General features: G+C 62.7%; 8 protein-coding genes. All 8 read left to right on the forward strand.

What is annotated here, in order from left to right; translation table 11 throughout:
- Nucleotides 1-80 precede the first annotated feature (80 nt).
- Entirely contained in the window at nt 81-896 is an 816-nt protein-coding gene (gene panB, locus ACMO9O_RS00250; protein ID WP_418981607.1) for a 3-methyl-2-oxobutanoate hydroxymethyltransferase, read from the forward strand.
- Between the two features lie 198 nt (nt 897-1094).
- On the forward strand, nt 1095-2573 hold the full coding sequence (gene guaB / locus ACMO9O_RS00255) for an IMP dehydrogenase (RefSeq protein ID WP_418981609.1): 1479 nt from the start codon (nt 1095-1097) through the stop codon (nt 2571-2573).
- 1 nt (nt 2574) lies between these two features.
- Nucleotides 2575-2910, forward strand: coding sequence for a DUF3795 domain-containing protein (locus ACMO9O_RS00260; protein WP_418981610.1), 336 nt, complete (start codon nt 2575-2577; stop codon nt 2908-2910).
- Nucleotides 2911-2931: 21 nt separating this feature from the next.
- The gene (guaA, locus tag ACMO9O_RS00265; protein ID WP_418981611.1) at nt 2932-4458 is read left to right on the forward strand and encodes a glutamine-hydrolyzing GMP synthase; all 1527 of its coding nucleotides are present in this window, start codon (nt 2932-2934) and stop codon (nt 4456-4458) included.
- Nucleotides 4459-4871: 413 nt separating this feature from the next.
- Nucleotides 4872-8117 (forward strand): SusC/RagA family TonB-linked outer membrane protein, encoded by a 3246-nt coding sequence (locus ACMO9O_RS00270; RefSeq protein WP_418981613.1) that lies wholly within the window; start codon nt 4872-4874, stop codon nt 8115-8117.
- 13 nt (nt 8118-8130) lie between these two features.
- Nucleotides 8131-9636: a SusD/RagB family nutrient-binding outer membrane lipoprotein gene (locus ACMO9O_RS00275; protein ID WP_418981614.1), complete on the forward strand. Its 1506-nt coding sequence runs from the start codon at nt 8131-8133 to the stop codon at nt 9634-9636.
- A 19-nt stretch (nt 9637-9655) separates the two neighbouring features.
- Nucleotides 9656-11773, forward strand: a complete 2118-nt coding sequence (locus ACMO9O_RS00280; RefSeq protein WP_418981615.1) for a DUF5689 domain-containing protein — start codon at nt 9656-9658, stop codon at nt 11771-11773.
- A gap of 14 nt (nt 11774-11787) precedes the next feature.
- Nucleotides 11788-13965, forward strand: a complete 2178-nt coding sequence (locus ACMO9O_RS00285) for a calcineurin-like phosphoesterase C-terminal domain-containing protein (protein ID WP_418981616.1) — start codon at nt 11788-11790, stop codon at nt 13963-13965.
- Nucleotides 13966-14007: the final 42 nt, after the last annotated feature.

The following is a 14007-nucleotide window of genomic DNA, read 5'->3' on the forward strand; positions in this document are numbered from 1 at the left end:
CCCCGTCCAGCGCAAATAAATTTGGCATTGTGCCCGGCTCGCTCTATCTTTGCCGCGTACTTAAACCCAAAACCGATACTATGTCAGTAGAAAGTACGGTCCGTGCGGTGACTACCTACCGCCTGACCGAGATGAAACAGCGGGGCGAAAAGATCGCCATGCTTACCTCGTACGACTATTCGATGGCCCGGATCGTCGACGCTGCGGGCATCGACGTGATCCTGGTGGGCGACTCGGCCGCCAACGTGATGGCCGGCTACGAAACGACCCTCCCCATCACCCTCGATATGATGATCTACCACGCCCGTTCGGTGGTGCGTGCCGTTCAGCGTGCGCTGGTGGTGGTCGACCTTCCGTTCGGAACCTATCAGGGCAATTCGAAGGTGGCGCTCGATTCGGCCATCCGCATCATGAAGGAGACCGAGGCCGACGCCGTGAAGATGGAGGGCGGCGAAGAGGTGCTCGAATCGGTCCAGCGCATCCTTTCGGCCGGTATCCCCGTGATGGGACATCTGGGCCTTACGCCCCAGTCGATCCACAAGTTCGGAACCTACACCGTCCGGGCGAAGGAGGAGGCCGAGGCCGAAAAACTCGTCCGCGACGCCCGCCTCTTGAGCGACGCGGGGTGTTTCGGCATCGTGCTGGAGAAGATTCCCGCCGCACTCGCGGCCCGCGTGACGGCCGAGATTCCCACGCCGACCATCGGCATCGGCGCCGGGGCCGGCTGCGACGGACAGGTGCTCGTGATCCACGACATGCTCGGCATCAACAAGGGCTTTTCGCCCCGCTTCCTGCGCCGCTACGCCGATCTGCACACCGTCATGACCGACGCCGTAGGGCAATATATCAAGGACGTGAAGGAGTGCGATTTCCCCAACGAGAAAGAGCAGTACTGAATCCGCCGGTAACTGCCGGGCGGGAGGCTGCCGCTTTCAGTCGTACGCCCGAACGGCGTGCAGTTCCGATTCCCCGCTCCGGCGGGGAATTTTGTTTGGGGCGGGGAATCGGCGAAAAAAATCGCGCGAACGGGCGGCATGTTAGGCCGTTTCGAAAAAAATAGTTATCTTTGCGAGCAACAAAAATCCGCGTTCCTTATGTCATTTATCCATGAAAGGGTTCAGCCCGAAGGACTTACCTTCGACGACGTGCTGCTCGTACCCGCCTATTCGGAAGTGTTGCCGCGTGAGGTCTGCATCGAAACCCGATTCTCGCGTAATATCAAACTCAACATCCCCATCGTGTCCGCGGCCATGGACACCGTAACCGAAGCTCCGCTGGCGATCGCTCTGGCCCGGGAAGGCGGCATCGGCGTGATCCACAAGAACATGACCATCGAGGCGCAGGCCGCCGAGGTGCGCCGCGTGAAACGTGCCGAGAACGGCATGATCTACGATCCGGTGACCATCTCCAAGGACCATACGGTCGGCGATGCGCTCGACATGATGAAAGAGTACCGGATCGGCGGCATCCCGGTGGTGGACGAACGGTGCAGACTGATCGGTATCGTCACCAACCGCGACCTGCGCTTCCAAACCGACATGACGCGCCTGATCGCCGACGTGATGACTCCCGGCGACCGGCTGGTCACCACCCACAGCACCGAACTGGACAACGCCAAGCAGGTACTGCTGAACAGCAAGATCGAAAAGCTCCCCGTGGTCGACGACGAAGGCCATCTGGTGGGGCTTATTACTTATAAGGACATCACCAAGGTCCAGGATCACCCCAACGCCTGCAAGGACGCGAAGGGCCGCCTGCGCGTGGCTGCGGGCGTGGGAATCACCCCCGACGTGATGGACCGCGTGGCGGCGCTGGTCGCCGAGGACGTCGATGCCGTGGTGCTCGACTCGGCGCACGGCCACTCGGCCAACATCGTCCGGGCGCTCCGTCAGATCAAGCAGACCTACCCCGCGCTGGACGTGGTGGTGGGCAATATCGCCACGGCCGAGGCCGCGCGCTTTCTGATCGACAACGGAGCCGACGGCATCAAGGTCGGCATCGGTCCCGGCTCGATCTGCACCACGCGCGTGATCGCGGGCGTGGGCGTTCCCCAGCTTTCGGCCATCTACGCTGCGGCAACCGAGGCGCGCGGTTCGGGTGTGCCGGTCATCGCCGACGGCGGGCTGCGCTATTCGGGCGACATCGTGAAGGCGCTGGCTGCGGGCGGCGACTGCGTGATGATCGGTTCGATGTTCGCCGGCACGGAGGAGTCGCCGGGCGACACGATCATCTACAACGGCCGCAAGTTCAAGAGCTACCGGGGCATGGGCTCGATCGACGCCATGAAGGCGGGTTCGGCCGACCGTTATTTCCAGCGGGGCTGCGACGGGAATATCAACAAGCTCGTTCCCGAGGGCATCGTCGCCCGCGTGCCGTTCAAGGGGGCGCTGAGCGAGACGGTCTACCAGTTGGTGGGTGGCATCCGTTCGGGCATGGGCTACTGCGGCGCGGCGGACATTGCGGCGCTCAAGACGGCGAAGTTCATCCGCATCACCGCGTCGGGCATCCACGAGAGCCATCCGCACGACGTGACCATCACCAGCGAGTCGCCCAACTATTCGAGCGAACGGTAGTATGGAGCGTCCGATCGCCTCCTGCGGGCTGTACTGCGGCGCCTGCCGCAAATACCTGAAGGGAAAGTGCCCCGGCTGCCGGCTCAACGAGCGGGCCGCGTGGTGTGCGATCCGGACCTGCTGCATCGAACACGGCTGGCAGAGCTGCGCCGACTGCACGCTGGCCCCGCTTGCCGCGTGCCGCCGGTTCAACAACCTGCCCGGCAAGATTTTCGGGATGCTCTTCGGCTCCGACCGCAGCGGGTGCATCGCCCGCATCCGAGAGGTCGGCGCGGAGGCATTCGCCGCGGAGATGGAGCTGGCCGGGAGGATGAACCGGCCCGTAACGAAAAAGTAAATCCGAGTTTCCCAATAACCTATGGAAAAAATCCTTATTCTGGACTTCGGTTCGCAGTACACGCAGTTGATCGCACGCCGCGTGCGCGAGCTGAACGTCTACTGCGAAATCCATCCGTTCAACAAGATTCCGGCGCTGGATGCGTCGGTGCGGGGCGTGATCCTTTCGGGCAGCCCCTACTCCGTGCGGGATGCCGCGGCTCCGCGTCCCGACCTCTCGGCCTTCAAGGGACGGCTGCCGCTGCTGGGCGTCTGCTACGGCGCGCAGCTTCTTGCCGCGGCCTACGGCGGCGAGGTGCAGCCCGCGCCGAGCCGCGAATACGGCCGCGCCATGCTGACGGTGGGCGACGGCGCGGATGCGCTCTTGCAGGGGCTTCCGGCCAAAACGCAGGTGTGGATGTCGCACGGCGACACGATCACGCGCGTGCCGGACGGCTACCGCCTGATCGCCGGCACGGAGGATGTCCGCGTGGCGGCGTTCCGCATCGACGGCGAGCCGACGTGGGGCATCCAGTTCCACCCGGAGGTCTACCACTCGACCGACGGCAAGGAGCTGCTGAAAAACTTCGTCGCGGGCATCTGCGGCTGCGCACAGACGTGGACCTCGGAGAGTTTCGTCGAATCCACCGTGCGCGAACTGCGCGAAAAGATCGGCGGCGACCGCGTGGTGCTGGGCCTTTCGGGCGGCGTCGATTCGTCGGTGGCCGCCGTGCTGCTCCACAAGGCGATCGGCAAGAACCTCTACTGCATCTTCGTCGATTCGGGCCTGCTGCGCAAGAACGAGTTCGAGGACGTGCTGGAGTCCTATAAGAATATGGGGCTGAACGTCAAGGGTGTGAAAGCCGGGGACAAGTTCCTGGGCGACCTGAAGGGTGTTTCGGACCCCGAGCGGAAGCGCAAGATCATCGGCCGCGACTTCGTGGAGGTGTTCAACGAGGAGGCGCAGCGGATCGAGAACGTCCGCTGGCTGGCGCAGGGAACGATCTATCCCGACGTGATCGAGTCGTGCTCGGTCAATGGACCGTCGGCCACCATCAAGTCGCACCACAACGTGGGCGGTCTGCCCGAAAAGATGAACCTGCGGATCGTCGAGCCGCTGCGGCTGCTGTTCAAGGACGAGGTGCGCCGCGTGGGTCGCTCGCTGGGTATCTCCGAGCAGCTGATCGGCCGCCATCCGTTCCCCGGACCGGGGCTTGCGATCCGTATTTTGGGCGACATCACGCCCGAGAAGGTCGAAATCCTGCAGAACGTGGACAAAATCTATATCGACGCGCTGCGTGCCGCCGGACTGTACGACCGGGTGTGGCAGGCGGGAGCGATCCTGCTTCCGGTCAAGAGCGTCGGGGTGATGGGCGACGAACGTACCTACGAGAGCTGCGTGGCGCTGCGCGCCGTGACCTCGACGGACGGCATGACCGCCGACTGGGTGCACCTGCCTTACGAGTTCCTGGCGGACCTGTCGAACGAGATCATCAACAAGGTGCGCGGGGTCAACCGCGTCGTCTACGACATCTCCTCCAAACCGCCCGCAACCATCGAGTGGGAGTAGTCGGTGACCTGTTTCCGAACCAAGCGGCCTTACCCGAGCGGGTAGGGCCGCTTGGTTTACCGTATGGCTTCCCGCCGATGCCGCTTAAAATCTCCGCCCTACCTTGCGCCGGCTTGATATTTAAAATATTTAATAAATTTTGTCCCGTATTCGGGTTTTTGGTCGACCAATTATTAATAAAGAAATTTAATTTCAAAATATTGTTTTCATCCGTTGTTTTAATTAAAAAATCCCTTTATATTTGTCAGACAAATAAGATAAAACAGATAGAATAATACCGACTTCAGAAAGCAACTGTCTGATCGATCGAAGATTACCGCCTTTCCACTCGCTCTTCCTCTGCAGGCTCGTTGCTTCCATCTCCTTCGACCAACGATTAAAAACCAGCCAATACTAACTTTAAAACGGAAGTTATGAATCTAAAACTACTCCGAAAAAGATTCTTTCTGCTCTGTCTCCTGCTGCCGGTGGCTTCGGTCCTCCCGGCGCAGACGCGCACGGTGAAGGGTACGGTGTACGATTCCGACGGAAAGACGCCGCTGATCGGTGTATCGGTGATCGTGCAGGGGGCGACCCCCCCCCGCGGTACGGCCACGGCGGTCGACGGAACCTATACGCTGAGCGTCGGCGAAAAGGACGTGCTGCTCTTCTCCTACGTGGGTTACGACAACGCGACGGCCGAGGTCGGCACGCGCACGCGCATCGATCAGACGATGACCCCCGCGGCGCAGGCGATCGAAGGCGTGGTGGTGACGGCGCTCGGCCTTACGCGCCAGCAGAAGGCGCTGGGCTACGCTGTGACGAAGGTCGACAACGAGGACCTGACGGGTTCGGTGTCGAACAACTGGCTCAACTCCATGTCGGGCAAGGTCGCCGGTCTGAACTTCGACCAGGCGTCGGCCGGACCGGGCGGTTCGGTGCGCGTGACCCTGCGCGGCGAGTCGTCGGTCAACCTCTCGAACAACACGGCGCTCTTCGTCATCGACGGCGTTCCGATGTCCAACTCCACCAACGCGATGGGCGGTTCGGCCTACGACAACCCCGACGCTTCGGTCGACTACGGCAACGGAGCCGCCGACATCAACCCCGAGGATATCGACAACATTTCGGTGCTTAAAGGCCCGGCGGCCACAGCGCTCTACGGTTCGCGCGCGGCCAACGGCGCGATCGTCATCACGACCAAGGCGGGGCGCACGACCAAGGGTTTCGGCGTCTCGTTCAGCTCCAACTTCTCGTTCGAGCGCGCCGGGTTCTGGCCCGATTTCCAGGACGAGTACGGTCCCGGCTCCACCGGCGGCAACTACTATTCGTTCTACAACGTAAAGGCCAGCGAATCGACCACGGGCGAGGCGGCCAACCGCACGTACAGCCGTTTCACGTGGGGTCCCCGCTACGAGGGGCAGCGCTTCTACCAGTGGGCGTCGCTCGACCCCCAGACGGGCAAGTATACGCCGCTGCCGTTCGAACCCCGCGACTGGTACAAGGGATTCTTCGAAACGGGAGCCACCTACAAGAACTCGGTTTCGATCTCGGGCAACGACGGCAAGGGCGGCATGATCCGCGTCTCGTTCACCGACCTGCGCAACACGTGGATCGTGCCCAACACGGGGTACGACTCGCAGAGCTTCGCCGTGTCGTTCGAGAAGAAATTCAAGTTCTTCCGGTTGGGCGGCAAGGTCAACTACTACCGCAAAGACAGCGACAACCTGCCGATGATCGGTTACAGCACTGCATCGCCCACCTATACGCTCTTGTGGAGCCGCAACAACCTCGACGTCGGCTGGTACGAACAGGAGTACCGCGAGAAGCGCTACGGCGGGACGCTGAGCCTGAACGCCCTCTCGGACAACCCCTATTTGCAGACCTACGAGCAGCTGAACTCGATCGACCGCGACCGTGTTTTCGGCAACGTCAACGTCACGTTCGACATCTACAAGGGGCTTAAACTGATGCTCCGCACGGGTCTCGACACGGCGCGCGACTTCACCAAGCGGCAGAAACCCAAGCGGTCGATCTCGGCCGTCAACGGCTACTACCGCGAGCAGTCGATCCACGATCTGGAGATGAACAACGACTTCCTGTTTACCTACGAGCACGATCTGAGCAAGTTCAACATCAACCTTACCTTCGGCGGCAACAGCATGTACCAGGAACGCCGCGTGACCACCTCCACGGCCGACGGCCTGCTCACGGACGGGGTTTACAACCTGGGCAACGCCATGTCGGGCGTCATCACCAAGGCGCAGCACCGCCGCAAGATGATCAACAGCCTCTACGGCATGGTGCAGCTCTCCTACGACAATTTCCTCTTTCTGGACGTGACGGGGCGCAACGACTGGTCGTCGACGCTGGCGCGCGGCAACTGGTCCTATTTCTACCCCTCGGTGAGCGGCAGCGTCGTGCTGACCGACATCGATCGGTGGGGCCTGCGCAAGAAGCTGCCGTGGCTGACGTTCCTCAAGCTGCGCGCTTCGTGGGCCAACGTGGGTAACGACACGCAGCCCTACGCCATCGACGACTACTACGAGGTGTCGGACTTTGCGAGCGCCTTCTCGCTGCCCACCTCGCTCGCGTTCCGCGACCTGAAGCCCGAAAACGTCGAGAGCTGGGAGGTGGGTCTCGAAGCCAAAATGTTCAGCAACCGCTTCACCATCGACGCCGCCTTCTACAACAACATCTCCACGAACCAGATCATCAACGCCCCGGTCGACGCCGCGTCGGGACGCCGCTCCAAGTGGATCAACGCCGGCAAGATACGCAACCGGGGTGTCGAACTGGCGGCCCGCATCCAGCCCGTGCGAACCAAGAATTTCCGCTGGGATGTGAACCTCACCTGGTCCAAGAACTGGAACCGGGTGCTCGAACTGGCTCCGGGCGTCGATAAGTGGGTCATCTCCTCGGGCGCCCGCGGGCAGGTGATCGCCACGGTCGGCGGATCGCTGGGCGACCTTTACGGCTACGGCTACCAGAAGGCCGAGGAGGGATCGTACATCCTCAACAGCGACGGCTCACGTATCGACGTTTCGGGACAGACCGTCGTCGATTCGAACGGCTATCCCCAGCTGGCGACCGAGAAGATGGAGAAGCTGGGCAACGTGCAGCCCGACTGGAAAGCGGGTCTTTCGACCTCGTTCAGCTACCGCAACCTGCGCCTGAGCGCCACGTTCGCCGGACAGTGGGGCGGCAAGGCCCACTCGCTGAGCTATGCGCAGCTCTCGCGGCAGGGTAAGCTGACCAACACGCTCTACGGCCGTTACGGCGGCGTGCTGCACGAGGGCGTCGTGCCCCGCGGGCTGGATGCGCAGGGCAACATGGTCTATGCGCGCAACACGAATGTCTGCGACGATGCGGTGACCTACTACATGGAGTATGTGTACAGCATGAATAACGTCGAAAGCAGCGTCTTCTCGACCTCCTACCTCAAACTGCGCGAACTTCGGCTCGAGTATTCGCTGCCCAAGAAGTGGATGACCCGCACGGGATTCCTGCAAGGGGTGACCGTCGCCGTCTTCGGCACGAACCTCTTCTGCTGGACCGACTGGCCGATCTACGACCCGGAGGTGGGCACGATCAACGGCGGTTCGATCACGCGCGGTTTCGAGACGGCCTCCTATCCGATGACGCGGACCTACGGATTCAACATCAAACTCGATTTCTAAACCGATGCGACCCATGAAAAAGATCGTCTTATATCCGCTCCTTGCGCTGCTTGCCGTGCTCGCGTCGTGCACGGGCAAATTCGAGGAGTACAACACCAATCCCGAGAATCCCCGCGAGGGCGATACGGACCCCATCACCCTGATCGAGGACCTGATCGCTTCGAGCGCCTCCGACCTCCAGCACCGTTCGTGGCAGTGCCACAGCGAGATCATGCAGTACACGGTCGACGTGGGCAACAGCACCCGCTACTCGTTGTATCGTTTCCCGGCTTCGATCTTCGAAACGTTGTGGAACACGTTCTACACCCATGCCGCCAACGCCGATGACGTGGTCCGGCAGGCGCGCAAGTACGAGGAACCGAACCTCGAAGCGATGGGCATTACGCTCAAAGTGATGTATTTCGCCATCCTGACCGACATGTACGGCGATGTTCCCTACTCGGAGGCGCTGCGCATCAAGGAGGGCGTCACGCAGCCCAGGATGGACCGCCAGCGCGACATCTACGAGGGGCTGATCGGCGAGCTGCTCGCGGCCAACGATCTCTACGTAACCTCGCAGTCGCTGCTCGTTCCGGCCAAAGACCTGCTCTACGGCGGCGACATCGCCAAGTGGAAGAAGTTCACCAATTCGCTCTGCCTGCGCCTCTGTCTGCGGCTGAGCAACCGGCCCGAGAGCATCGGCCTGGAGACGCTGAAGATCATCGTCGAGAATCCGGGCGTCTACCCCATATTCACCTCCGCGGCCGACGATGCGAAGATCGCTTTTTCGGGCGTGGTTCCCTTCCGCGGCCCGTTCGGCGGCATGACCGACGGCAACTTCACCTCTTCGTCGCACAAGTGCAGCGAGCGCTTCGTCGACCGCCTCTACAAGACCTACGACCCGCGCCGCAGCGTGTGGACCACGCAGCCGGGCGACGAGGCGAAGGGCGTGCCGAGCGGCTGGGTCGATCCCGACGGCACGGGGTGCGTCTACCTCAATACGAAGGTGCTGAAGCCCTACGACGCTCCGGCCTGGTTCATGACCGCTTCGGAGGTGAAATTCATCCTTGCCGAGGCCGCGCTGCAGGGTTACATCGCGGGCGGCGAAGCCGCAGCGAAGAGCTATTACGAAGAGGCCATCGCGGCGTCGGTCAACCAGTGGAACCCGAAAATCACTCCGGCCGACCTCGAAAAATTCATCAACGGCGCAGGTTCGGAGGTCCGCTTCGACGGTACGCTCGAACGGATCATCGAGCAGAAGTGGGTCTCGCTGTTCATGCAGGGCTTCGAATCGTGGAACGACTACCGCCGCACGGGGTATCCGCAGCTGGTGATCGGCGGCGGTGCTGCCGAGGTCAACGGCGGCATCCTGCCCACGCGCATGCTCTACGGACAGACGACCATCTCCACCAATGCCGACCATTACGCCGCCGAGGTGGCTTACCTGCGCGCGGCCTATCCCGGCGTGGGCGGCGACAACATGCGAACGCCCGTGTGGTGGAGCCGTCGCGCCGTCGAACTGGAGAACGCAAACCGCTGAAACGTAAAATCCGAATCGTATGAAATGGAGTGATATACTCAGACTGACGGTCTTCGCGGGGGCGGTGGCCCTCGCCGCCGGCTGCTCGGACGACAAGACCGAATATTCGACCGAGGTGGCGTTCCGCGACGGTGACGGCACGTACGTCCTGCCGGCCGCCGGGGGCGCGCATGACGTAACTTTCTACTCGCAGTGCGGCCACTGGGAGATCGCCGTGCCCGAGGGCGTCGGCGAGTGGCTCGACGTGTGGCCGCTCTTCGGCGACGACAACGGCAAGACTACCTTCAAGGTCGCGCGGCTCGAACGGGCCTACGACCGCACGGCGACGCTCGACATCGTGACCGAGCGCGGGGTAGTGGGGCAGATCCGCGTCCGGCAGCAGGGCGCTGCCCCCGAAATGCGCTTCGACCTGCTCTCGAACCACATCCGGGCCGACTATCAGGGCACGCCCGTGGTGGTCAACGTGACGGCCAATTTCGACTGGGAGGCGGACATCCGCCCCGCCGCGGGCGAGGGGCCGGTGACGTGGCTGACGCTCGGCGAGACGACCCCGACCTCGCAGCAGTTCCTCTTCGCGGACAACACCGGTCAGCCCAAACGCGAATGTACGGTGCGCTTCCGCATGACGGGCGGCACGCACTACGTGGACCTGCCCGTGACGCAGCGGGCCGGCGACAACGTGTACGAACGCGCCGAGCACATCACCGTGGCCGAGCTGCTCGACAAGGTGTCGCTCGACGGATCGGGCGCCTGGGAGATCGAGGACAACTACGCCGTCGACGGCTGGGTAATCTCCGACTTCCGGCACAAGAACCTGCCCGACAGCGTATTGTGGGTGCAGGACGGGAGCGGCCGCGGCCTGAAGCTTCTCCTGAAGGACAAGCAGGATTTCCTCGATCCGCCTGCGGACCGCGCCGGGTGGTACGATTGCGGCAGCCATCTGTCGCTGCACGTCTGCGGCCTTGAATTTCGCCGCGACGCCGAGGGTAATCTGGCGATCTGCGACTTCCCCGCTTCGGTGGTCATGGCCAGAGGCGAGGAGCCTGCGAGCCGGCTGGCCGTGGCGCGGCCCGACTTTTCGGACCTGGACAAGTGGGTCAACACGCTCGTTGCGGTCGATCCCGTGGAGTTCGTCTTCACCTACGGCTGCTACACGAACTACTGGGAGGTGGCGGCGCAGTCGATCGACAAGGTCGAGGAGCTGTGGAAGAACGACGTGCCTGCGGCCTACAAGGCGACCTACACCGATTTCCACCTCTACCCGCAGCTGCTGCGCGACCGGACGGGCCGGATTGCCAAAGCGTTGTTCTCGTGCGACTTCACGCAGGCCCTTTCGAAAAACGTTCCCGCCGGACGGGGCGCACTGCGCGGCATCGTCACTATGTTCGGCGGCGAGCCGGTGATCCAGCTGCGTGACAGCGACGACGACAAGCTGCCCGCGACGGGAGACCGCACGGCCACGACGCTCGTCAAGGGCGGTCCGTGGCGCGACGTGACCCGCACGGAGGCGGCGTTCGAGGCGGGCAACGACGGCGGCGACCGAACGCAGATCGTCTTCTCGCTCAGGAACAGCGTCTGGGAGAACGACGGCATCGCGCCTCAGTCGAGTGTCGACGGCACGAAGATCACCTCGGGCATGTACTGGCTCAGCGCCGCCATCCGCTACGACCACGCCAAGAAGTATGCGGCCTCGGACGAGAACCGTTACCTGTCGCTCAACGCCATGAACTGGTGGAACGGCACGGGCTCCGTCCTCTCGAACGTACACGATTCGGGCGAGGGCTTCATCCTGCGGACCAACGCGCTGCGCAACGCCACGGGCGACCTCTGGTTGTCGTTCTCGACGACCAGTTCGCTGGGCGGACCGGGCGAGCTGAAGATTCAGTGGGCCGAGAGCGATGCCGAGGACCTCACCGGGGTCGCGTTCGCCGATGTGGCGACCTACGACGCCCCCGTACTCGACTACACGCCTTACCTGATGCCGTACAGCGTTCGCCTGCCCGACGCCATGAAAGGCAAGGAGAACGTGGTGATCCTCTTCCGCTGCGCCTCGAAGGTCAATGCCAAGCGCGGCGGCGAGGTGGTGGCCACCGGAACCAACCGCCTGGGCAGCATCGAAATCGTGGAGATCAAATAAAACGACCCGAAACTATGAAAAAGTTCCTGAAACTTTCCTGGATCATGACCACGGTTCTCGTCGTCGGAGCGCTTCTTGCGGGAAGCTGCTCCGACTCCGAGACCGACGAGCAGCCCGCGCCCGCGCCGGAGCCGCAGCTGGTCGTGGCGCTTGTCGACGAGGCTTATGCGCTCGATTTCGCCGGACCGATGCAGATCCGCATGCTCGAATTTGCCGACGGGGACAAGATTCTCTTCAAGCAGGGCAGCCGCGCCGAGGCCGACGCCTCTTCGGAGGAGTTTCCCGTCACCGTCAGCGAGATTACGCCGACCCGTATCACGGTAGTCATCACCCCCGAGATCGTAACGGGTGCGTGGAGCATCTACTGCCGCCGCGGCGACAAGACCCAGTACCTCGGTACGACGCGGTTGGAGGTGGACATCTTCCGCCTGGTGCGCAACGTCCGGATCGGAGAGAGCTATCTGCTGGACAGGGGCGACCGCATGACCCTCGCGGGCGAGGGCTTCGCCGAAGGGGATGAAATCCTCTTCAGTCAGGCCGCCGCAACGCTCGCCGCTGCCGAAACCGTCGTCACGGAGGAGGGAATCGTCGTGCGTTTGGACGAGGCGATGACCTCGGGCGAGTGGACGATCACCTGCCGCCGCGGCAGCGACAGCCAGCTGCTCGGGACGACCGCAATCACCGTCACTCCGTTCCCGGCGATCGACCCCGCTCAACTGCCCGATGGCACGAACGCCTACGGTCGGGTTTACTGCGGCGACCGACCCCTTGCGGGCGTTGCCGTCTCGGACGGGGCGGAGATCGTGCGGACCGATGATGCGGGCGTCTACGCCATGAAATCCGAGCGCAAGGCGGGGACGCTCTTCGTCTCGCTGCCCGCCGGTTACGAAGCGCCCGTCGAGGGGTGCGTCCCGCAGTTCTGGGCGCTGTTCGAGCCGGAGCGCGACCGTTACGACTTTCCGCTCATGGAGGCCGACCAGTCGAATTACGTGCTGCTGGTCTCGGCCGACATCCAGATCGACAACGAGACGCGCAAGGTCGTGCCCCAAAGTTCGCTCAAAAGCTGCAGCGACACCTTTGTCCCGGCCTACCGCCGGGCAATCGAAGAGTACGCGGGCCGGAAGATTTACAGCGTCTCGCTGGGCGACATGGTCTACGACAAGTTCTGGTACTCGCGCCGCTTCGGGCTGAAGGAGTACAAGGAGCTGATCGGGCAGTTCGGCGTGCCGTTCTTCCACATCATGGGCAACCACGACAACGATCCCTACTGCGCGGGCGACGCCGAGGCGGAACACGCCTTTAGGGAGGAGCTTGGCCCGACGTGGTACTCGCTCAATATCGGAGCCGTGCACTACGTGGCGCTGGACAACATCAAGTACATCAACACGGGCGGCATGCCGGGCATTGTCGGCCAGACCAATTACGCTGTCGAAGTCTCCGACCGACAGATCGAATGGCTGAAAAAGGACCTCGCCGGGGTCGACAAATCCACGCCGGTCATCGTCTGGATGCACGCTCCGCTGATCAATTCGCGCGCGCTGCCTGTCAATACGCTCAACAACTTCACCAACCGCGACAAATTAGTCGCCTGCCTCGAAGGCTACCGCGTCCACGTGCTTTCGGGCCACTGGCACAACAACCACACGGCCGTCTATCCGGGGAACCCGCTTCTTACGGAGCACAACGTCGGTTCGGTCTGCGGCGCTCTGTGGCACAACATCAAGGGCTTCAACGGCGACGACCAGCCGTTCAGCGCCGCCTCGGACGGGTCGCCCGCCGGGTTCGCCGTCTACGAGGTCGACGGCACGCGCATCAGTTGGCATTACCGCGGCTGCGACGTGGAGCCCGACGTGCAGTTCACCGCCTACGACATGAACGCCGAGCCGTGTAAGGATCGCAGCGTGGAGAACGAGATTCTGGTCAACGTCTGGGACTGGGACCAGGCGTGGGACGTCGAGGTGCTGGAGAACAATGTGTCGCTCCCTGTGAAGCACGAGCTGCGCGAAGACCCCGCCTACCTGCGTTTCATGGCGACGGCCTATGCCGCCTCGGGCGAGGGAACCAAGTCGTCGACCAACCCGCAAAAGACGCCGCATATGTTCTCGGCGGTCGCTTCGGCCGCGGACTCTCCGATCGAAATCCGGGTGACGGACCGTTTCGGGCGTATGTATACCAAACAATTACGGCCCTGAACATTTGGCCGGACGCCGAATAATTCGTAATTTTATCAGACA

Source organism: Alistipes sp. (genome assembly GCF_048465635.1).
Lineage (GTDB): Bacteria > Bacteroidota > Bacteroidia > Bacteroidales > Rikenellaceae > Alistipes.